Source organism: Caulobacter sp. BP25 (assembly GCF_002737755.1).
Classification (GTDB): domain Bacteria; phylum Pseudomonadota; class Alphaproteobacteria; order Caulobacterales; family Caulobacteraceae; genus Caulobacter.
In genome coordinates, this window is the sequence record NZ_PEGH01000017.1 from 244,593 (window position 1) to 265,946 (window position 21,354).

Genomic DNA, 21,354 nt, shown 5'->3' on the forward strand with positions numbered 1-21,354 from the left:
CCACGGGAAAGTGTCGACGAAGACACACTCGTCAGGTTTCGCCCCCCTGATTTCTCAAGGGAAAGCTCGACAAGACCGCCCCTCAGAATCACATCCGAGTGTGTCCGGCGACCTCCACGGAATGGAAGCGTCAGCTTTTGCTGGGTTCGCACGTGAAACGATTGCGCGCAAGGGCCTGAACGCCAACGATCGACGTCTCCCGAGCATCTTCGCCGCCTTCAGCCCACCGCACGGACGCCTTGGAGCGATCGCTAGCGCAGCGATGCGTCCCGCAGGCGGCGGCGCTTGCCGCCCAGAGCGTCGGGGCGGTTGAGCTTCTTGCGATACTCGTCGCGACGCTCGTGGATCGAGGCGATGACCAAGCCCATCGGCACGCCGATGTCGACCAGCACGGCCTCCGAAAGCTGCAGCGAGGCCTCGATCGTCTCGGGCACCGCGTCGGTGGCGCCAAGCTCGTAAAGACGCGCGGCGTGGCGGGCGTCGCGGGCGCGGGCCACGATCGCGAGATCCGGACGCGCGCCGCGCGCGGCGGCGACCACCGCCTCGGCCGCTTCGGGCGCGTCCATGGTGACCACTACCGCCTTGGCCGTCGCCAGGCCGCAGCGCTCCAGGAGCTCCACGCGCGAGGCGTCGCCGTAATAGATGCGGCGGCCGTCGCGACGCCCCTGCTCGACCAGACGCGCGTCGCGCTCGATCGCGATCCACGGCAGATCGTGGCGGTCCAGCATGTCGCTGACCAGCTTGCCGACCCGGCCATAGCCGATCACCAGGACCTGGCCGGTGGGCTCGGGACCCAAGCGGTCGGGCTCGCCCACGGGCGTCTCGCTGACCGGCGGCGGCGCGCCCTTGCGCCCAAGGCGCTGGCCCAGGGCCGCCATCCCCGGAATCAGGAACATGGTCAGGGTCGCCGAGACCAGCACCGCCTGGCCGATGGCGGGCGATACGACCTTGGCGCCCATCGCATTGTCCAGCAGCACAAAGGCGAACTCGCCGCCAGCCGCCAGGATTAGAGCCGCCTCGGTCGCCGCCTTGCGGCCCAGGCCCATCAGAAGGCCGATGCCGAACACGACGGCCGCCTTGACCAGGAGAAGGCCAACCGCCGTCCCCAGGATCATCGCCGGTTTGACGACCAGCAGCGACAGATCCAGGCGGATTCCCAGCGACACGAAGAACAGGCTGAGCAAAAGACCCTTGAACGGCTCGATCTTGACCTCGACCTCGTGGCGATACTCGGTCTCGGCCAGCAGGATGCCGGCGACGAACGCGCCCAGGGCCATCGACAAGCCCGACATCTGGCTGACTAGGCCCGCGCCGATGATCACCAGCAGGCAGGCGGCCATGAACATCTCTTCGCTCTTGGCCTTGGCGACGGACTTCAGCATCGGGCGCAGGGCCACGCGACCGACCAGCACGATCAAGCCAAGACCCAGGGCCGCCGGCGCAAGCGAGAGCAGGTCGGCGGCGTGGAACTCGCCGTGACCTCGCCCGACGATCGCCAGGGTGATCAGGATCGGCGCGACCGCCAGATCTTGGAACAGCAGCACCGAGAAGGTGGCGCGTCCGCCCTCGGAATGCAGCCGTCGCCGCTCGGCCAGCACCGGGACGGCGATGGCGGTGGACGATAGGGTCAAGGCCGCGCCGATAGCGAGCGCGGCCGCAGGCGGCTGACCGAACAGCATGGCGCCGCCGGCCAGGACCAGGGTGCAGCCGATCACCTGCGCCGCGCCCAGGCCAAAGACCAGCTTGCGCATCAGGCGCAGCCGCTCCCACGACAGCTCAAGCCCGATCATGAACAGCAGGAAGACGACGCCGAACTCGGCCAGCTGGGCGATTTCGTCGGGGCTGTCGACGGTGACGTAGTCCAGCCAGGGTGCGACATGGATGAAGCGGCCCAGGCCGAACGGCCCCAGGATCACGCCGGCCAGCAAGTAGCCCAGGATGGAGTTGATCTTCAGGCGCTTGAAGATCGGCGCGACGATGCCGGCGGTCGCCAGGAACAGGACCAGGTCCTTGTAGTTCTCTGCTGAAACCCCGTGCTCCACGCGCCCTCCTCTTCGCCTCCGGTGCTAGATTGGCCTTTTGAAGCGAACGCCGGCGCCGGCCTCGTCCGCCATGATCAGGGTCACGCCGCCCGCCTCGATCGCGTCGATCAGCAGCCTTTCGGTGCTATGATGCAGAGCGTGGCGTTCGGTTTCGAAATCTTTGACCGTGCTGCGCGAAACGCCCGCCCGATCGGCGAGTTCTCCCTGGGACCAATTGATCAGCCCTCGGGCGGCCCGGCATTGCGCCGGGAGGAGAATTTTTGCGTGCGGCATCTAGCAGCCCCGGGCATCATCACCCATATTGGTTGATTACGCCCGAAAAAGATGACCGTCAAGGAGAAGCTTTGCACCACACCTCGCTGATCGCCACCATCGTCGCGGGCCTGGGCCTGGCCTTCATCCTCGGCGCCATCGCCAACCGGCTGAAGCTGCCGGTGCTGGTCGGCTATCTGTTGGCCGGCGTGGTCGTCGGGCCGTTCACGCCTGGCTATGTCGCCGACCAGGAACTGGCCCCTCAGCTGGCCGAGATCGGCGTGATCCTGCTGATGTTCGGCGTCGGGCTGCACTTTTCGCTGAAGGACCTGATGGCGGTGCGCAAGATCGCCATTCCGGGCGCGGTCGTGCAGATCGCGGCGGCGACGGTGATGGGTCTGGGCCTGGCGCTTGCCCTCGGCTGGAGCGTCGGCGCGGGGATCGTGTTCGGCTTGGCCTTGTCAGTGGCCTCGACCGTCGTCCTGCTGCGCGCCCTGCAGGAGCGACGGCTGGTCGAGACCGGTCGCGGCAAGATCGCGGTCGGCTGGCTGATCGTCGAGGACCTGGCCATGGTGATGGCTCTGGTTCTGCTGCCGGCGCTGTCGGGCGTGCTGGGCGGCGAGGCGCCGGCCTCAACGGCCGCTGGCGGCGGGATGCTGGGCGCCTTCGCCCTGACGATCGGCAAGGTCGTGGCGTTCGTGGCTTTCATGCTGATCGTCGGCCGGCGCGTGATCCCGTGGATCCTGCATCGCATCGTCCATACGGGCTCGCGCGAGCTGTTCCGCCTGGGCGTGCTGGCCATCGCCCTGGGCGTAGCGTTCGGCTCGGCGGCGCTGTTTGGCGTCTCGTTCGCGCTGGGGGCCTTCTTCGCCGGCATGATCATGGCCGAGAGCGAGCTGTCCCAGCAGGCCGCCAACGACACCCTGCCGCTGCGCGACGCCTTCGCGGTGCTGTTCTTCGTCTCGATCGGCATGCTGTTCGATCCCAGCGTGCTGCTGCGTGAGCCGCTGGCGGTGCTGGCGACCCTGCTGATCATCGTGGTGGGCAAGTCGATCGCCGCCCTGATCATCGTGCGGGCCTTCAGGCGGCCGATGAGCACGGCCCTGACCATCTCGGTCAGCCTGGCCCAGATCGGCGAGTTCTCGTTCATCCTGGCGGGCCTGGGCGTCTCGCTGAAGCTGCTGCCGCCGGAGGGCCGTGACCTGGTGCTGGCCGGCGCCATCCTGTCGATCCTGGTCAACCCGCTGCTGTTTGCGATCCTGGACCGCGTCCTGCCCAAGATGATCGCCAAGGAGGCCAAGGCGCGCGGCGAGCCGCCGACGATGAGCGCCGCCGCCCAGCCGCACGCGGTGCTGGTCGGCTATGGCCGGGTCGGCAAGGCCGTGGCCGAGGGCCTGAAGGGCCGCACGCCGCTGGTGGTGATCGAGGATGACGTCGAGCGCGCGCAGGACCTGCGCCGCGCCGGCTTCGAGACCGTCGCCGGCAACGCCGTCAAGCCCGAGGTTCTGCTGGAGGCGGGACTCGACAAGGCCACCCACCTGTTCGTCGCCGTGCCCAACCCGTTCGAGGCCGCCCGGATCATCGAGCAGGCGAGAGCCGCCAACCCCAAGGCCCTGATCATCGCCCGCGCCTACACCGACGCCGACGTCGCCCTGCTCAAGCAGATGGGCGCCGCCCACGCCCTGATCGGCGAGGACGAGATCGCGCGGGGGATGCTGGCGAAAGCACCGCGTAAGCCAGTTGCGCCGGCGGCGGCGGCGGCGACGGCGCACTGAGGCCCGTCCGCCTCCTTGGACGGCTCATAATCCCCCGACCTCCCCGGCGAATGCCGGGGCCCAGATTCATCCAGGGAGGTCGGGGATGACGCGACACCGCTCGGCGCAAACCGGTAAGCGCTCGCGAGTTCGATCTGGGTCCCGGCATTCGCCGGGAAGGTTTTCTGGCTGGATGCGACGTCTCGGATCGATCCTTTGCGGAAGTTCCGAGCAGCTCATGAAGCTTGCCTTTAGGCCACTTGGCACGTGGTAATGTGCGGCATGAACAGGGTTCTCCAGATCGCCGCATGGTTCGTGTGTGTTCTCAGCCTTTGCGTTGCCGCCCTTTCGGTCTGGGTAGCATTGTTGATGTGGCCTGGTGTGCTTCTTCAAAATGTTGCAAGCTTCGCAATCCTCAGCGCCGCGCATCTTCTGAGTATCTTTGAACTATGGGCCGTTTTGAAGCGGAGGTTCATCTTAGCGGTAGCGCTATTTGTCATTGCGATGGCGGCGTTGCTGCTGGTCAACTTAGGTCATGTTGACCTCGGCCCATCCGTGTGTGCATGGGGCCCGTATCATGGCCTAATAGATTGCGGACTTCCAACAGCGGCGAGAGAGCTGCCTTGATCGAACTCCACAGACATACGCGAGAACTTCGCGGTTTTGACGGTGGCTAAAGCAAGGCAGCTGCCCCCTGGGCCGACGCCACCTTGGTCGGGTTGAATTGCAACTTTGCCGGTTCGACGGAGGCGAGCCTGACGAGGTCGCCGCCCTTATTCAAGCCGCACATGGAACTCCGACGCCCCCCTTCCGCCCTTTTTCGCTAGCCACCGCGCTCCCCGCCCGGTAACGCGGCGTCATGATCCAGCCACACGCCTCGGGCGGCTACATTCTTGAAGAACTGTCGGTCGGCATGACGGCCGAGAAGCGCGTGACCGTCACCGAGGAGCGCATCGGCCTGTTCGCCGAGGCGTCGGACGACTTCAACCCCGTCCATATCGACGAAGCCTTCGCCGCCAAGACCGCCTATCGCGGCCGGATCGCCCATGGCCTGCTGTCGGCCTCGTTCGGATCGGCCGTGGTCGGCACCATCCTGCCGGGCGCGGGCTCGATCTATCTGTCCCAGACCCTGGCCTTCCATCGCCCGGTGCGGATCGGCGATGTGGTCATCGCCCGCGTGACGGTGGCCGCGATCGACGAGGTCAGCGCTCGCGTCACCTTGCGCTGCGAGGCCCTGGTCGGCGAGGACCCGATCATGGACGGCGAGGCGATCGTTCGCGTCCCTCGCCGCCGGCGTCCCGCCAAGGGCTGACGCTCTCCCGGATCGGGTTTCCCCTCTCAGGCAAAAGTTTCCGTAACGACGATCGCCCGGCCGCGCCCCGCCACTCGGACGGGCGCTGAGCGCCCGCGCCAGCGGTTCTCGACGCGCGGCGCCCAAGCGGCGCCAACATGAACTTTTTTTAAGGAAGCAAAACGTTTCGCATCGTTGCAGATTGCCGCCGGCTCATACCAACGGATGCGATTTCTATGAAAAGAGTTTTGTTCGGCGCGGCGGCCCTCGCGGCCCTGTCCCTGTCGGCCTTCGGGGTCTCGGCCCATGAACAGCACGCCTGCATCGACGACGCTTGCGTGATGCAGTCCATCCTGCCTTTCGCGGTCTCGGGCGCGGCGTCGGGCGCCGCCGCCGGCGACACCACCTCGCTGGAATCCCCGCGCTTCGGGACCTGGGGCTTCGACATCTCGGGCATGGACACCACCGTGAAGCCCGGCGACGACTTCTACAAGTTCGCCAACGGGACCTGGGAAGCCAAGACCGAAATCCCGTCGGACCGCGTCCGCTACGGCAACTTCGACAAGCTGGCCGAGCTGTCGGAAGCTCGCACCAAGGCGATCATCGAGGTCGCCGCCGCCGACAAGGCCGCGACCGGCGAGAAGGCCAAGATCGGCGCCGCCTACCGCGCCTTCATGGATGAAGCCGCGATCGAAAAGCTGGACGCCAAGCCGATCCAGCCCTGGCTGGACGGCGTCAAGAAGGTCAAGACCAAGGACGACTTCACCGCCCTGATGGGCAAGAGCTCGACGACGCCCTACACCGACCTGATCGGCCTAGGCGTCTCGACGGACGCCAAGAACCCTCAGCGCTACGCCGTCTATGCGGGCACCGGCGGCCTCAGCCTGCCCGACCGCGACTACTACCTGGAGGCCAAGTTCGCCGACAAGAAGGCCGCCTATCTCGTCTATGTCGAGAAGATGCTGACCCTGGCCGGCTGGGAAAAGCCCGCCGAGAACGCCAAGGCCATCGTCGACTTCGAGACCAAGCTGGCCGAGGCCTCGTGGACCCGCGTCGAGCGCCGTAACCGCGACAAGACCTACAACCCCGCCACCCTGGCCGAGCTGCAGGCGATGACGCCGGGCTATGACTGGAACCGCTATCTGGTCGGGACCGAGCTGCCGAAGATCGACCGCTTCATCGTCACGACCAACACCGCGTTCCCCAAGTACGCCAAGATCTACGCCGAGACCCCGCTGGAGACGCTCAAGGCCTGGCAGGCGTTCAAGGTGGCCGACGGCGCCGCCCCGATGCTGTCCAAGCGCTTCGTCGACGCCAACTTCGAGTTCCGCAACAAGACCCTGTCGGGCCAGCCCGAACAGCGTCCGCGCTGGAAGCGCGCCGTGGCCCAGGTCAACGGCATGCTGGGCGAAGCTGTCGGCAAGGAATACGTCGCCGCCTACTTCCCGCCGGAGTCGAAGGCCAAGATGCTGGATCTGGTCGCCAATGTCCGCGCGGCCCTGAAGACCCGCATCGACAATCTCGACTGGATGGGCCCGGAGACCAAGGTCAAGGCGCAGGACAAGCTGGCCAAGTTCACCGTCAAGATCGGCTATCCCGACAAGTGGCGTGACTACTCCAAGCTGGAGATCAAGGAAGGCGACGCCTACGGCAACATGATCCGCACCGGCGCGTGGGACTATCGCCACGACGTCGAGCGCCTGAACCAGCCGGTCGACAAGACCGAGTGGGGCATGACCCCGCAGACGGTCAACGCCTACTACAACTCGGTCAACAACGAGATCGTGTTCCCGGCCGCCATCCTGCAGGCGCCGTTCTTCCACCCCGACGCCGACCCGGCCATCAACTACGGGGGCATCGGCGGCGTGATCGGCCACGAGATCGGCCACGGCTTCGACGACCAGGGCCGCAAGTCCGACGGCGACGGCGTGCTGCGCGACTGGTGGACGGCCGAAGACGCCGCCAAGTTCAACGCCCAGGCCGACCGGCTGGGCGCCCAGTACTCGGCGTTCGAGCCGTTCCCGGGCATGCACGTCAACGGCAAGCTGACCATGGGCGAGAACATCGGCGACATGGCCGGCCTGACGCTTGGCCTAGAAGCCTACCACCTGTCGCTGAAGGGCAAGCCCGCCCCGGTGCTGGACGGCTTCACCGGCGACCAGCGCATCTATCTGGGCTGGGCCCAAGTGTGGCGCGGCAAGTCGCGCGACGACGCCCTCAAACAGCAGATCGCCAGCGATCCGCACTCGCCGGGCTACTACCGCGTCAACGGCACGATCCGGAACCAGCCCGGCTGGTACTCGGCCTACGACGTCAAGGCGGGCGACAAGCTCTACATCCCGCCGGAAGAGCGCGTGAAGATCTGGTAGTCGCCAGAACGTCCCGCGCCCCCCTCTGACGGGCCAGGATCCAGGGCCGGCGAGCGATCGCCGGCCCTTTTCACATCGGGCGCCTAGAACGGGGGCTTGGGGAAGGCGCGGCCGTCCGCCGGGGCGGCGGGGGCTCCTGCGGCCGCAGCGGCGTAGATAGCATCGCCAGCTGGCGACGCGGCCAGGACACGCGCCCCGATCAGGGACGCGGCCAGCACGCCGATCGTCCAGAACCACGCCGGATGCGGCCGCCCGCGCAACCTCCAGTCCCGCGCCAGGCCGATCAGGGGGAAGATCACCGCCGCCCCGGCAGCCACCTCGAACGCATAGGGCTTGAGGAACGGCAGCGGCAGGATGCGGCCAAGCCCCGGCCCCATCAGCATCGTGAACGATCCGACCTGCAGGCGCATGTGCCAGTCGCGGCTGCGGCGCAGGACGACGGCGGCGGCGAACAGCCCGACCGCGCCCAGCAGGGTGGCTGGATTGGCCACCACGAAGTGCTGTGGCTGGAAGAAGAACGGCGTACGCCCGGCACGGACCGCCGCCAGCGTCACCAACGGCCCCAGAACCAGCAAGGCCAGCACCCAGACCAGCGCCAGACCGCCCAGCGTCCGGTGGAGGCGCAAGGCCCCACCGCTCGCCAGCCAGGCCTGGGCGACGACGATCGCCACCCAGCCCATGAACACCACCGCGTGAAAATGCACGACTAGCGGCGCGCCGAAGCTCGACCGCCTCATGGCCAGCTGCAGGACGAAGCCCGCGATCTCGACCACGGCCATGACCGTCACGAGGTTTCGAAAGAACCCCAGATCGTTCGGCGGCGCCCAGACTTCAGTCGTGCTCATGCATGCCCCCCCGCGCTGCGCGGCCCCGTCGGGCCAATCTAACTGGAATATCGCCGTTACGCCAAATCGGGAACCACGATTTAACCACGGCGTCGACGGCCCCCTTACTCGCGAGAACAGAGCAGGCGAGTGCGCGCAGCCGAGACTAAACCTTGCCGCGCAGGCGCCGCGGAGTAAAAGACCTCGACACCCAGTCGAGACCTCATGCCCCAGCACGGCCAACAGATCGGACAGACGCCGGACTGGCTTCCGCACGAGCGGCCCTTCCTGCCCGGCTCGCCGTCGACGCCGCATTTTCCAGTCCAGTTCCGGGTCATTCACGGCCTGATCAGCCTGCTGATCGGGATCACCGGCTCGCTGGGCCAGGCCCTGATCCAGGTCAACCTGCCGGCCATCCAGGGGTCGCTGGGCCTGACGCCCACGCAGGGCGCGTGGCTGACCACGATCTACATCATGACCAACATCTCGATGAACCTCTTGCTGGTGAAGTACCGCCAGCAGTTCGGCATCCGCCGGTTCGCCCTGGTGTTCCTCAGCCTGTACACGGTCGCCGCCTTCGCCCACCTGGCGCTCGACAACTTCGCCATGGCCCTGATCCTGCGGGCGATCAGCGGCGTGGGCGCGGCGGCCCTGACGGCGCTGGCGATGTTCTACATGTTGCAGGCCTTTCCCGCCTCGTTCCGGATCGGCGCCCTGGTGCTGGGGGTCGGGGTCTCGCAGCTGGGTTCGCCCCTGGCCCGGGTGATCTCCACCAGCCTGCTGGACGCGGGCTACTGGCACGGGCTCTATGCGCTGGAGGCCAGCCTGGCGGCCCTGTGCCTGGCCGCCGTCTGGCTGTTCCGCCTGCCGCACGGCGTGCGCATCCACGTGTTCGAAGGCGTCGACGCCCTGACCTTCGCCCTGCTAGGCGGCGGCCTTGGCCTGATCGTCGCGGTCCTGGGTCTGGGTCGCATCGTCTGGTGGTTCGAGGCCCCATGGCTGGGCTGGTGCCTGATCGCCGCCGTCCTCCTGCTGGCGGCCGGGAGCATCGTCGAGCACCGCCGGACGCACCCGTTGATCGACACCCGATGGGTCGCGACCGGGACCTTCCTGCGCTTCTGTCTGAACGTCGCCCTGGTGCGAGTGATCCTGTCGGAGCAGACCGTCGGCGCCGCAGGCCTGATGCAGGCTCTGGGCTTCGCGGCCGAGCAGCAGCGCCTGCTGTACGCCATCGTCCTGGCCGCCACGGCCGCCGGCCTGGTGGTCAGCGCCGCGACCCTGACCCAGAAGACCCTGCCGGCGCAGTTCCTGGGCTCGATCCTGCTGATCGCCATCGCCGCCTTCCTGGACGCGCGGTCCACGCCCCAGACCGGGCCGGGCGAGCTCTATTTCAGCCAGGCCCTGCTGGCCTTCGCCGCGACCATGTTCCTGGGTCCGTCCTTCATGTTCGGCATCGGTCAGTTGCTGACCCGAGGCCTGGGCTCGATCATCACCTTCTCGGTCATGTTCGGCGTCGCCCAGAGCCTGGGCGGCCTGTTCGGCGCGGCCATGCTGGGCACGCTGCAGACGGTGCGGACCCAGCAGCACGCCGTGGGCCTGGCCGAGCGCCTGACCGGCGCTGATCCGACGGTCGCCGCGACGCTGCAGACCTATGGCGGCGTCTACGCCTCGACCCAGGCCGATCCTGCGCTACGCGCCGCCGACGCCAGCGCCCTGCTAACACAGCAGGTAACGCAGCAGGCCAACATCCTGGCGTTCAACGACGTCTTCCTGGTGGTCGGCGTCGTCGCTCTCGTTCAGTTCTTCTACGCCGGCTTCCTGTTTACGCGCCTGGGCCTGCGCATGAAGGCCCAGGCCGACGCCGCGCCGGCCCCCACCGTTCCAGCCCGAGAGACCGCATGACCGACGCGACTTCACCGTCCGGCTCCGCGCCCCAGCCAGAAGATCGCGCCGCCTCGGCCGCGCCGCCGCCCGCCCGGCCCAAGCCGCCCAGCGCCTATGCGATCCTGGCCACAACCGGCGTCACCCTGGCCGTGATCCTGCTGATCCTGTTCCTGTGGAAGCTGCCCCCATTCGGCGGCTCGATCGAGCGGACCGACAACGCCTATGTCCGAGGCCAGGTGACGGTCGTGGCCCCCCAGCTGAGCGGCTATGTCGTCCAGGTCTCGGCCCAGGACTTCCAGACCGTCCGCAAGGGCCAGCCGCTGTTCACGATCGACCAGCGCATCTACGCCCAGCGCGTGGAGCAGGCCCGCGCCACATTGGCCGCGCGCGAGGCGGATCTGGCCAACTCCGCCCAGGCCCAGGCCGGGCGCGAGGCGGCCCTGCTGAGCCGTCACGCCGACATCGCCTCGGCCCAGGCCCAGGTCGAACGAGCCCGCGCCGACATGGCCCGCGTCGCCGAGCTGGCCACCGACGGCTCGGTCTCCCTGCGCGAACGCGACCAGGCCCGCGCGGCCCTGCGCGCCGCCGAAGCCACGCTCGCCTCGGCCAAGGCCGGCGGCGAGATCGCCCGCCAGGACATCCGCTCGGTCGGCGTGTCGCGCGGGGGGCTGGAGGCCTCGGTCGCCGCCGCCAAGGCCGCCCTACGTCTGGCCGAGATCGACCTGACCAACACCCTCGTCACCGCCCCCGCCGACGGCCAGCTGGGCCAGGTCGGGGTGCGCCAGGGCCAGTGGGTCACCGCCGGCAGCCAGCTGGTCTCGCTGGTGCCGCCGCAGCGCTGGGTGATCGCCAACTTCAAGGAGCGCCAGTCGGGCCGCATGCGTCCCGGCCAGCCGGCCAGCGTCACGGTCGACGCCCTGGGCGACCAGCGCTTCACGGGCAAGGTCCAGCAGGTCTCACCCGCCACCGGCTCGGAATTCAGCATCCTGCCGCCGCAGAACGCCACCGGCAACTTCACCAAGATCGCCCAGCGCCTGCCGGTGCGCATCGTGCTCGACGCCGGTCAGCCGGACTTGGCCCGCCTGCGGCCCGGCATGTCGGTCGAGGCCGAGGTCGATACCGCCAAGGCTCGCCACTGATGCGCCGCGCCCTGATCGGCCTCGTCAGCCTGAGCGCCCTGGCCGCCTGCGCGACGCCGGGACCGAAGACCGCGCCGCCGCCCACGGCCGCCGTGACGGCGCCGACCGGCTGGCGCGCCGCCGCCACCGTTTCGGAAGACGCCGCCGCCGCCGATTGGTGGAAGGCGTTCGGCGACCCCCGTCTGTCGGACCTGATCGCCGCCGCCCTGACCTACAACGCCGACCTCGGCGCCGCCGAGGCGCGCGTGCGCGAAGCCGAGACCCAGAGCCGCCTGGCCAGCGCCGCCCTGCTGCCGTCGGTCAATGCCTCGGCCGGCCTGCAGAAGCAGCGCGAACTCAGCGCCTTTGGCCGGCCCGAAACCCTTCTGGCCGTCCAGCCTCAGGTCCAGGTCGCCTATGAGGTCGATCTCTGGGGCCGCCTGCGCGCCGCTGACGCCGCCGGCCGCGCCAGCCTGCAGGCCAGCCGTGACGCCCGCGACGCCGCGCGCCTGTCGGTATCGGCCGCCGTGGCGCGCGCCTATGTGGCCCTGCTGTCGCTGGACGCCCAGTTGGCCACCGCCCAGGGCACGCTGACCTCGCGCCAGGAGGCCGCCGTCCGCGCTCGCCGCCGCGCCAAGGAGGGCGTGACCTCTGATCTGGAGCTGCGTCAGGCCGAGGGCGAGCTGGAGGCCGCCGCCCAGCGCGTCCCGGCCCTGGAACTGGCGATCCGCCGCCAGGAAGGCGCCCTCGCCCTGCTGGTCGGCCAGACGTCACAAGCGATCCCGCGCGGGACGCTGGCCGGGCTCGTCATCCCCCAGCCCGCCGCGCCCCTGCCCTCGTCGCTGCTGACCCGCCGGCCCGACATCGCCCAGGCCGAGGCGACGCTGGCCGCGTCCGACGCCAGCCTGGCGGCCGCCCGCGCCGCCTTCCTGCCCCAGGTGCGCCTGTCGGGGGGCGCAGGCGTTATGTCCGTCCGGAACGTCGACACCCTGACCATCTGGACCGTGGGCGCCAGCGCCTTGGCGCCGATCTTCGACGGGGGTCGCCTGCGGGCCCAGTCCGACGCCGCCACGGCCCGCCGCGACCAGGCCGCCTTCGCCTATCGCAAGGCCGTGCTGACCGCCTTCAGCGAGGTCGAGAGCGCGCTTGAAGGGACCGACCGCCTAGCCGAGCAGGAGGCTGCGGCCGTCCGCCAACGCGCCGCTGCGGCCTCGGCCCTCGACCACGCCCGCAAGCGCTATCAGGCCGGCTATGTCAGCTATCTGGAAGAGCTGGACGCCCAGCGCGGCCTGCTGGCGACGGATCTCGCGCTGTCACAGGTCCGCGAGGCCAGGCTGCAGAACGCCGTGGCGCTGTACCAGGCGCTCGGCGGCGGGTGGACGGAGACGGGGCGCTAGCGCCTCTGTCTGGTTTAGCTGAAACCGCTTTCAGCGGTTGAGACCTTAGGCGCGCCGGCTCGTCGCCCGACAACTCAACATCGTTCAATTGTGACACAAATTTGCAAATGATTTTCACATGCAATACCTAGTCGCTCCTGAATCGGGAGGAGCGCTCAATGCACGCAACAACATCTTCAACGGTCGCGCGTCGGCTCAAGTTGGCGCGATCAGCGTCTCTCGTCGCGCTGCTGCCGGCGATGGCCCTGCTGCCCTCGGCGGCCTGGGCGCAGGAAGCGGCGGCCGACGACAAGGTCGCGGTGGATGAGTTGCTCGTGTACGGGCGCGGCGCGGCCAAGAACACGACGGCGACGGGTCTGGACCTCACGCCGCGAGAGACGCCTCAGTCTCTCAGCGTCATCACGCGGGAGCAGATCCAGGATCAGGCCGCGTCCAGGGTGACCGAAGTGCTGGCCTACACGACCGGCGTTTCGGTGAAGGCGGTGGACCGGGGGCGCAATGGCCTGTCGGCGCGGGGCTTTGAGATCACCAACTTCCAGCTGGATGGCGTGCCGTTCGAAACGGGTAATATCGGTTTGGAGGAGACCAGTACGGCGCTCTATGAGCGGGTCGAGGTGGTGCGCGGCGCCACCGGCCTGATGCAGGGCGCCGGCGAGCCCTCGGCCTCCATCAACCTGGTGCGCAAGCATGCGACCGCGCGGGAGTTTTCGGGCGAGCTGACCCTGGAAGCCGGGTCCTGGAACCGCTTCTCCGGCACGGCGGACGTGTCGGCCCCGCTGACCCGCGACGGCGCCGTGCGCGGCCGCTTCGTCGCCGAGGTCTATGATGAGGACGGCTTCATCGACCTGGAACACAACAAGGGCTTCACCCTGTACGGCGTGATCGACGCCGATCTGGGCGACAAGACGCGCCTCAGCATCGGGGCCAGCCACCAGCGCGACGAGCGCAGCGGCACGCTGTGGGGGCAACTGCCCTACTGGTACAGCAATGGCGTGCGCACCGACTGGCCGCGCTCTCAGACCAGCGCCGCCAAGTGGAACCAGTGGGACACCACCGAGCAGGCCGCGTTCGTCACCCTGGAGCACTCGCTGAACGACCGCTGGTCGATCCGGGGCGACGCCGCCTATCACCGCCAGAAGGAAGACTCCAAGCTGCTCTGGATGTGGGGCGCCCTGGACGCCCAGACCGGCGTCGGGATGAGCGCCTGGCCCTACTGGTACAAGACCGCGCCAAAGCAGTGGAACCTCAACCTCACGGTCAAGGGCGCCTACGACCTGTTCGGCCGCGAGCACGAGCTGGTGCTGGGCGCCATGTACAACCGCCTGTCCAATGGCTGGACCAACCAAGATCCCGTCTCGGCCGTGGCGGACTCGGGAGACTTCCGCCAGTGGGACGGCAGCTATCCGGAGCCGACCTGGGGCCCGCGCTACGATATGTCGGGTCTTGGGACGACCACGCAGGCCGCTGTCTACGGCGCGACCCGACTGCAACTGCTGGACCGCCTGAAGCTGATCGCCGGCGCCCGCCTCAGCGACTGGAAGCGCGAGGAAGAGGTTGCGGTCTATACGCCAGCGGCGTTCACGCTGAAGCATACCAACGTCCTCACGCCCTATGCCGGTCTGATCTATGACCTGACGGAAAACCTGTCGGCCTATGCCAGCTACACCAGCATCTTCGATCCGCAGGACTACAAGGATCGCAACGGCCAGTACCTCGACCCGCTCGAGGGCGACAACTACGAGGCGGGGCTGAAGGTGGACCTGATGGGCGGACGCCTGCGGGCCTCCACCGCGATCTTCCGCGTCGAACAAAACAACTTCCCGGTGGCCGATGACGGCTTCCTGGTTCCGGGCACAACCGATCCGGCCTATCGCGCCGCCCAGGGCACGGTGTCCAAGGGCTATGAGGCCGAGGTTCAGGGCCAGGTGCTGGACGGCTGGGACGTCAGCGTGGGCTGGAGCCAGTTTTCAGCCAAGGACGGCGACGGCGCGAATGTCCAGGCCCATCACCCGCGGCGCGTCTTGCGCCTATCCACCAAGTATGAGCTGCCCGGCGCCCTGGACCGGATCAGCGTGGGCGGATCGCTGCGCTGGGAGAGCCGGCCGCCGCAGACGGCGGTCAATCCTGGCACGGGCCTGACGCAGCCCGTCGGCCAGCCCGCCTATGTGCTGGTGAACCTGATGGGGCAGTTCAAGGTCACGGACCAAACCTTGGTCCAGCTCAACGTCGATAACGTGTTCGACAAGACCTACTACAGCAACAACGTTTGGTTCGCGGGCTTCGTCTACGGCGAGCCGCGTCGCGTGCGCGTCACGCTGCGCCACGCCTTCTGACCGTGAGGGCGGCCGCCGGACGCGCGGGCGGCCGCCTTCCACCCGAACGGACCGTGGCCTGTCCACCTTCCGCGTCCGCGACCGGAATGTCCGTGGCGGCCCGTTCCCGTCATTTCAGGGCGGGTCTGATCCGAAGCCTACAATTGGCTCGTCGTGGCGATCTGAAGGTCCGATTGTCGCCGGGATGCTGAAGAGGGCTCACGACCCTAGTTGGACGTTGGAGCGCCCCCTCCGTCACGTCGCCTATCGGCGCCGCGCCACCTCCCCCGTTTCACGGGTGAGGAGGAGGCCACACCCTCCTGCCCCGCTTGCGGGGGAGGTGGATCGCTGCGGATACGCAGCGAGACGGAGGGGGCGCTTCTGAGCCAACTTCCGCTACCCTCCCCGAACAGACGATCGCCAGGTCCGCTTCCGACGCCGGAAACCGGAATGTCCGGGCCGGTCTATTCCCCTCGCCACCAGGGCGGGAATGATGGTCTGGTTGATACGTTGAGCCCCGATCGCGAAGGGCCGGGGCTTGCGCCCCTAGGCCGCGATCGGCGAGTTGTCGCCGCCGCCCATCGGCAGGGCCTCGTATTCCTTGAGCAGCTCTTCCAGCGTCTCGCGCATGTCGGGGTCGGGCTCGCGCCGCAGCTTGGCGCGGAACAGCTCGATATTCTTGCGGCGAATGAACTCGTCCATGGCCATCTCCCGAAGCCTCCCAATCACGAGGCAGGATGGCCCGAGATTCCCGAGCGCGCGCTGCGGCCCGACGACGCAGGGTTGCGCGGATTTCCCCGTCGCACATTTTTGACGAAGATGTAAAAAAGAGAAGCTAGGGCCCAGATACACCAAACCCGCCGCGGGGGATAATCGCGACGGGCTGGCTATTTTCTCGATCATTCGATCTAGGCGGGCGTTTCCTCCCCGAAACGCCGAAGAACGGGAGCTCTCTGTTGGGCTCGTTTCGTCCTTGCAGTGTGTAGAAACGTCAAATTCGTGACGGTGTCAACGCGTCAAAGCCGTTTTCTGCAAAGGATTGGACGAATTTTTGACGCCGTTGGCGTAGTTTGGACTGAAAAGTCGGTTTTACCCTCGGATTCCGGTGTTATTTTTGACGAGACAGTCAAAACTTACTTTTCGAGGGTCGCCACGAAACGGTCCAGCACCGCCGAGCGCGACTCGAAGACATAGTCTGGACGCGAGACGGTCACCGGCTCGACCCCGGCCTCGGCCAGGGCGGCGGCGGCGTCGAACAGGTCGGCGGTGGCCAAGAGGGCGCCGTTAGCCCGGCGCGAGCCGCCCTTGGCGACGAAGCCGGCGACGGCGTCCTGGGCGGCGCGGTCCTGCTCGGCCGGCCAAACGAGGGTCGCGAGCTTGCCCGCCCGCCCCTTGGCCTCGACCACCGAGAGCAGGCGGCGCAGGGCGTCCAGCTGCTCGCCGTTCCAGCCGGCCAGCAGCGAGGCCGTCAGCTGGGCCTGGCTCTTCAGGATCACGCCGTCGGACAGGATCTTTAGCCCGTTGGCCGCCAGGGTCGCGCCGGTGGTGGTGATGTCGACCACCAGCTCGGCCGCGCCGGCGGCGGGGGCCCCCTCAGTCGCGCCGCTGCTCTCGACGATGCGGTAGTCGGCGACGCCGTGGCGAGCGAAGAAGGCGCGGGTCTGGGTCACGTACTTGGTCGCCACACGCAGGCGCCGACCGGTCTTGGCCAGATGCGCGTGCCCGACCTCGTCGATATCGGCCATGGTGTCGACGTCGAGCCAGCTCTTGGGCGCGGTCACGACCAGGTCGGCGCGGCCGAACCCGAGCGCGCGCAGCAGCATGACCCGGCTGTCCATGTCATCGCCGCGCTCGCGCAGCAAATCTTCGCCGGTGACGCCCAGGTGCAGGTCGCCACTGTCGAGGCCCGCGGCGATGTCGCCGGCTGACAGCAGGCGCACCGAGACGCCGGGCAGGCCCGACAGCTCGGCCGAATAGCCGCGCGCGCCGCCGGTCATCTCCAGCTTGAAGCCGCACTCGGCCAGCCAGGCCTCGACCTGGTCCTTCAGGCGGCCCTTGGACGGAATGGCGAAGATCATCGGTGCGGAGCTCATTCGCCGCCTCCCGCATAGGCGCGCGCGGGACGGACCATGAAGCCGACCGCGCCGGTGTTGGTGGTGGAGACGCCCAGCCGTCCGGGCAAGCCGTCATAGCGGCCGCCGGCCGCGATCGGCCGCTCGTCGCTCAAGGCCGCCGAGCGGACCTCGAACAGATAGCCGTCGTAATAGCCGAATGCCCGGCCGAAGGCGGCGGCCAGGGTCGCACGCTCCAGCGGCACGCCGGCGGCGGCCATGCCCGACAGACGCGCGCGCCAGGCGGCGATCGCGGCCTTCAAGCTCGCATCGTTCGGACCCGCGAGGGCGCCGATGGCGTCGAGCGCGGCGTCCGGACGATCCGACACCGCCAGGAAGGCGCGGACCTTGGCGGCTTGGTCCGCATCGAGACGGCCGGCCTTGGCGGTTTCGGCTTTCTCGACCAGGCGGCGGGCGATCTCGGCCGGGCGGCGACCGCCGACGGGCTCGATGCCGGCCAGGGACCACAGCTCTTGCAGCACGGCCGACGCCTCGGCCTCGGGCAAGCCGGCCAGCAGGGCGGCGATGCGGCTTTTTTCCTCGTCCGCAGCCAGTCCGCGCTCAGACGAGCCGTCCAGCTCGGCCTTCAGCTGGCGCGGCTTGGCGAAGGCGCGCTTCAGGCGGGCGGCCAGGGGCGCGGCGAGATCGAGGCTCTCGACGAAGGCCGCGAACAACGACACGTCGCCGAGCACCAAGGAGAGGTCCCCGCGCCCGCCGGCCGCCGAGGCCGCCCAGGCCAGGGCCGCCATCTCGGCGTCGGCGGCGACGGGATCGCCGGCCTCGAAGGCCTCGATCCCGATCTGCAGGAACTCCTCGGCGCGATCAGAGCCACGCGGGGCCACGCGGAAGGCCTTGCCCTCGTAGCGGTAGCGGCCCGCCGACGCGCCACCGGAAAAGTGCTGCCGCGCCACGGCGACGGTGAAGTCGGGGCGTAGAGCCGCCTCCTCGCCGCTGTCGCCGGAGACGACGAACAGGCGCGAACGCATGGCCTCGCCGGCCAGGTCCAGCAGCAGGCCCAGCGGCTGCAGCACCGGCGCGTCGGTCGGCGCGGCGTCGGCGGCCAAAAGCGGAGCGCGGATGGCGTCGAGCGCCTCCGCCGGAATGGAACGCTCGAGCCTCACATCAGCCCCCGATGATCTTGCGAACGGCGTCGACCAGCTGGCCGCGCGGAATGGTCTGCTGGCCGGGACGCTCGGCCTTCCAGGCGGCGTTGTCGGCCAGACCCTCGGCGGCCATCCGGCCCGCGTCGAGGTCCTTGATCGTCACCGTGCCGGCGGCGATCTCGTCGCCGCCCAGCATGACCACGGCCGGCGCGCCCCGGCGGTCGGCATATTTCATCTGCGGCTTCATGCCCGAGGTCCCGAGATACACCTCGGCCGGAATGCCCGCCGCCCGCAACTGTCCGACCACGGAGAAGTACTCGGGCATATGCGCCTGGTCGAAGGTGATCACCACCACCGGCCCGCGCGCCACGCCGCCCGGCTCGCGTCCCGCCGCCCGCAGCGCCGCCGCCAGGCGCGACACCCCGAACGAGAAGCCCGTCGCCGGCGTCACCGTGCCGGTGAACCGCGCGACCAGGTCGTCATAGCGCCCGCCGCCGCCGATCGAGCCGAACGAGACCTTATTGCCCTTCTCGTCGGTGGTGGACAGCAGCAGCTCGGCCTCGAACACCGCGCCGGTGTAGTATTCCAGCCCCCGCACGATCGACGGGTCGATGAAGGCCTGGTCGTCGGCGATGCCGAGGCTGGTCAGGGCCGCGTCGATCCGCGACAGCTCCAACAGGCCCTCGTCGCCCTCGGCCGAGCCGCCGATCACGCGCGCGATATTGTCCAGCGTCGCGGCGCGACCGCCCGCCCCGGCCTGGACAAAGTCCAGCACCGAGTCGACCGCCGTGCCCTTCAGGCCCGCGCCCTTGGTGAAGTCGCCGCTCTCGTCCAGGCGCCCTTCGCCCAGCAAGAGCCGCACGCCGTCGACGCCCAGGCGGTCCAGCTTGTCGACCGCGCGCAGCACGGCCAGCTTCTGGCCGGCGCTGTCGGCGCCCGCGGCGGTCAGCAGGCCGTTCAGGAGCTTACGATTGTTGATCTTCAGCACCGCCGCCCCGCGCGGCAGGCCCGCGGCCTCCAGGCCCTCGACGGCCATGGCGATGATCTCGGCGTCGGCCTCCGGACGGGCCGAGCCCACCGTGTCGGCGTCGCACTGGATGAACTGGCGGAAGCGCCCCGGCCCCGGCTTCTCGTTGCGCCACACCGGCCCGAAGGCGTAGCGGCGGAACGGCTTGGGCAGGGTCTCCCAATTCTGGGCGGCGAACCGCGCCAGCGGCGCGGTCAGGTCATAGCGCAGCGCCATCCACTGCTCGTCATCGTCCTGCAGCGCGAAGACGCCCTCGTTGGGCCGGTCGCTGTCGGGCAGGAACTTGCCCAGCGCGTCGGCGTATTCGAACGCCCCGGTGTCCAGCGCCTCGAAGCCGTAGCGCTCATAGACCGCCGACACCGCCTCCAGGATCGCCCGCTCGGCCCGCAGGTCGCGGGCGCGCTTGTCGGCGAAGCCTCGGGGGCTGCGCGCCTCGGGGCGGAAGTCTTGCGGGGTGGTGTCGTCGGAGGCGGTGGTCATCGTCGGTCCTTAGAACTTCAAGGCTTCGACGGATGGCGCTTGAGCCAAGCCCCATCCGCTAGGCGGGGGCTGGCTGGGGGCTTGCTGTTAGAGCGAGCGGACCCGGCCGATCCCGCGAGGCGAGGTCGGATGGTGGTGGTGGCCGTGATGGTGCGGCGTGCGGGTCATTGCGGGGGGCGGTGTAGCGGATGGCGGCGGTGAGGGGAAGGGGGAGCCTACAAGGGCGTAGCAGATGCGGGAGCAAGCCTCCCTCCGCGATGAAACGCCTCCAGATACGGCCGAATTCGCGCCCAACGACCGTGCAAGGGCTCCAGATGCTCAAGACCGGCAGCGATTCCTATCTCGTTATAGAGCGCAATAGGTTCTTTTCCCCTCTCTATCAGCGTGACGTTTGAGGCGATCGGGTGACAAAGACCTTCTAAGCTGCCGCTAAGCCTAACGAACGTCTCGACGATCGCAGCTCGAACCTGCTCGGGGATACCGATTGAATCAGGGCAATAAGTTCCAAAGATGCGTGAAAATACACCGGAAGTAGTGAGAAACCGCGCATAGCCAACGGGATGGCGCGTCGGATTGTAATTAGACGCCAAGGTGTCAAGATATAATAACGCGATGAAGGCACCTGCCACATAGTGCGTTCGAAGCAATTTCACATAATCATGAGCGCCTCCATCCAAGTCTGGCGGGCGCGTCCTCATAACATGCTCAAAAACATCGAATACACTCGACGTAGCCGAGCTATCTGCATCCATCTCAAGGGTTCTCAACGTCAAATTACGATCATCTTCGCTCGAATTGAATTCAGAGAACGCGGGTGATTTCAGAAACTCAAGATGACCATGAGAAACGTGGGCCAACTCGTGCCCAATGATATACGTAAATGCAGCCTGAAATATCGACCGATGCACCTTTCCGGTCAACAGCGGCGCGATATCATCAGTATGGAATACGATATCTTTAGTAATATCTAGCAGAAATTTTCCATAATAATTCTTCTCATTTGGCTTCTCATCACTATGAAGTATTTTTGACAAAGGGCTCAGAGATTGAATTCGAAGGCATATCGTTAGCAAATAATAGAAAGCCCTTTGATCAACGAGCAGAACAAACTCATCGTCACCGACGCGGGCTATTTGATAGGGAGAATTTGACCCTCCCACGACCGCGAATACCAATATCCCTCGTATTTCCAGAAGCCCCGGAATCGCGTCCATAATCCAATTCGCTTCTCGTAATACAGCATAAAATGGATCAACCGCCTCGTCGTGATAGTACACATACTTCGCGCTAGATAGATGCGGCCCAGCAGCGTTGAGGCGAGATACTACCTCGTCTGATGCATAATTTTTTCTCGTGTCATTCATTAAAACAACTCGATTGCGGCATATTC

Annotated in this window: 15 protein-coding genes and 1 pseudogene; 7 read left to right on the plus strand and 9 right to left on the minus strand. The window is 67.7% G+C overall.

Annotated elements, in window-relative coordinates; all coding sequences use genetic code 11:
* Positions 1-251: 251 nt before the first annotated feature.
* Together CSW59_RS11335 and CSW59_RS11340 are read right to left on the minus strand one after the other, a co-directional pair.
* Positions 252-2,042 (minus strand): cation:proton antiporter, encoded by a 1,791-nt coding sequence (locus tag CSW59_RS11335; protein WP_099444137.1) that lies wholly within the window; start codon positions 2,040-2,042, stop codon positions 252-254.
* Between the two features lie 24 nt (positions 2,043-2,066).
* Complete coding sequence (locus CSW59_RS11340) at positions 2,067-2,315, minus strand: helix-turn-helix domain-containing protein (protein ID WP_099444138.1); 249 nt, start codon at positions 2,313-2,315, stop codon at positions 2,067-2,069.
* 71 nt (positions 2,316-2,386) lie between these two features.
* Between CSW59_RS11340 and ybaL the strand changes: the two genes are divergently transcribed.
* The 3 genes from ybaL (at position 2,387) to CSW59_RS11360 (ending at position 7,708) form a co-directional block, all read left to right on the plus strand.
* Positions 2,387-4,069 carry a YbaL family putative K(+) efflux transporter gene (gene ybaL / locus CSW59_RS11345; protein ID WP_099444139.1) on the plus strand — a complete coding sequence of 561 codons (1,683 nt, stop codon included), beginning with the start codon at positions 2,387-2,389 and terminating at the stop codon, positions 4,067-4,069.
* Positions 4,070-4,907: 838 nt separating this feature from the next.
* Complete coding sequence (locus CSW59_RS11355) at positions 4,908-5,360, plus strand: MaoC family dehydratase (RefSeq protein WP_099444140.1); 453 nt, start codon at positions 4,908-4,910, stop codon at positions 5,358-5,360.
* A gap of 215 nt (positions 5,361-5,575) precedes the next feature.
* Entirely contained in the window at positions 5,576-7,708 is a 2,133-nt protein-coding gene (locus tag CSW59_RS11360; protein ID WP_099444141.1) for a M13 family metallopeptidase, read from the plus strand.
* Positions 7,709-7,791: 83 nt separating this feature from the next.
* Here CSW59_RS11360 and CSW59_RS11365 read toward each other — a convergent pair whose 3' ends face one another.
* On the minus strand, positions 7,792-8,553 hold the full coding sequence (locus CSW59_RS11365; protein ID WP_236632207.1) for a hypothetical protein: 762 nt from the start codon (positions 8,551-8,553) through the stop codon (positions 7,792-7,794).
* Between the two features lie 204 nt (positions 8,554-8,757).
* Between CSW59_RS11365 and CSW59_RS11370 the strand changes: the two genes are divergently transcribed.
* From CSW59_RS11370 to CSW59_RS11385, 4 genes are all read left to right on the plus strand, one after another.
* Entirely contained in the window at positions 8,758-10,434 is a 1,677-nt protein-coding gene (locus tag CSW59_RS11370) for an MFS transporter (protein WP_099444142.1), read from the plus strand.
* The gene (locus tag CSW59_RS11375; RefSeq protein ID WP_099444143.1) at positions 10,431-11,555 is read left to right on the plus strand and encodes an HlyD family secretion protein; all 1,125 of its coding nucleotides are present in this window, start codon (positions 10,431-10,433) and stop codon (positions 11,553-11,555) included. Before CSW59_RS11370 ends, CSW59_RS11375 begins: the two co-directional genes overlap by 4 nt.
* Positions 11,555-12,931 carry an efflux transporter outer membrane subunit gene (locus CSW59_RS11380; RefSeq protein WP_099444144.1) on the plus strand — a complete coding sequence of 459 codons (1,377 nt, stop codon included), beginning with the start codon at positions 11,555-11,557 and terminating at the stop codon, positions 12,929-12,931. The genes CSW59_RS11375 and CSW59_RS11380 overlap by 1 nt, the downstream gene beginning before the upstream one ends.
* A gap of 158 nt (positions 12,932-13,089) precedes the next feature.
* Positions 13,090-15,264 carry a TonB-dependent siderophore receptor gene (locus CSW59_RS11385; RefSeq protein WP_143754992.1) on the plus strand — a complete coding sequence of 725 codons (2,175 nt, stop codon included), beginning with the start codon at positions 13,090-13,092 and terminating at the stop codon, positions 15,262-15,264.
* A gap of 243 nt (positions 15,265-15,507) precedes the next feature.
* Here the strand turns inward: CSW59_RS11385 and CSW59_RS21370 are convergent.
* From CSW59_RS21370 to CSW59_RS20610, 6 genes and pseudogenes are all read right to left on the minus strand, one after another.
* Positions 15,508-15,620 (minus strand): annotated as a pseudogene (locus CSW59_RS21370) (hypothetical protein); the annotation flags it as partial.
* Positions 15,621-15,789: 169 nt separating this feature from the next.
* Positions 15,790-15,945 (minus strand): hypothetical protein, encoded by a 156-nt coding sequence (locus CSW59_RS20790; protein WP_161495048.1) that lies wholly within the window; start codon positions 15,943-15,945, stop codon positions 15,790-15,792.
* Between the two features lie 431 nt (positions 15,946-16,376).
* Entirely contained in the window at positions 16,377-17,336 is a 960-nt protein-coding gene (gene hisG / locus CSW59_RS11390; RefSeq protein WP_099444146.1) for an ATP phosphoribosyltransferase, read from the minus strand.
* The gene (locus CSW59_RS11395; protein ID WP_099444147.1) at positions 17,333-18,475 is read right to left on the minus strand and encodes an ATP phosphoribosyltransferase regulatory subunit; all 1,143 of its coding nucleotides are present in this window, start codon (positions 18,473-18,475) and stop codon (positions 17,333-17,335) included. Before CSW59_RS11395 ends, hisG begins: the two co-directional genes overlap by 4 nt.
* Before the next feature lies 1 nt (position 18,476).
* Entirely contained in the window at positions 18,477-19,964 is a 1,488-nt protein-coding gene (hisS, locus tag CSW59_RS11400) for a histidine--tRNA ligase (protein WP_099444148.1), read from the minus strand.
* 215 nt (positions 19,965-20,179) lie between these two features.
* Positions 20,180-21,241 (minus strand): hypothetical protein, encoded by a 1,062-nt coding sequence (locus CSW59_RS20610; protein WP_143754993.1) that lies wholly within the window; start codon positions 21,239-21,241, stop codon positions 20,180-20,182.
* Positions 21,242-21,354 lie beyond the last annotated feature (113 nt).

Coding starts and splice junctions, on each gene's coding strand:
- CSW59_RS11385 (WP_143754992.1), top strand. CDS start 13,090: ATGCACGCAACAACATCTTCAACGGTCGCGCGTCGGCTCAAGTTGGCG.
- CSW59_RS11380 (WP_099444144.1), top strand. CDS start 11,555: ATGCGCCGCGCCCTGATCGGCCTCGTCAGCCTGAGCGCCCTGGCCGCC.
- hisS (WP_099444148.1), bottom strand. CDS start 19,964: ATGACCACCGCCTCCGACGACACCACCCCGCAAGACTTCCGCCCCGAG.
- CSW59_RS11360 (WP_099444141.1), top strand. CDS start 5,576: ATGAAAAGAGTTTTGTTCGGCGCGGCGGCCCTCGCGGCCCTGTCCCTG.
- CSW59_RS11375 (WP_099444143.1), top strand. CDS start 10,431: ATGACCGACGCGACTTCACCGTCCGGCTCCGCGCCCCAGCCAGAAGAT.
- CSW59_RS11370 (WP_099444142.1), top strand. CDS start 8,758: ATGCCCCAGCACGGCCAACAGATCGGACAGACGCCGGACTGGCTTCCG.
- CSW59_RS11365 (WP_236632207.1), bottom strand. CDS start 8,553: ATGAGCACGACTGAAGTCTGGGCGCCGCCGAACGATCTGGGGTTCTTT.
- hisG (WP_099444146.1), bottom strand. CDS start 17,336: ATGAGCTCCGCACCGATGATCTTCGCCATTCCGTCCAAGGGCCGCCTG.
- CSW59_RS11355 (WP_099444140.1), top strand. CDS start 4,908: ATGATCCAGCCACACGCCTCGGGCGGCTACATTCTTGAAGAACTGTCG.
- CSW59_RS11340 (WP_099444138.1), bottom strand. CDS start 2,315: ATGCCGCACGCAAAAATTCTCCTCCCGGCGCAATGCCGGGCCGCCCGA.
- CSW59_RS20790 (WP_161495048.1), bottom strand. CDS start 15,945: ATGGACGAGTTCATTCGCCGCAAGAATATCGAGCTGTTCCGCGCCAAG.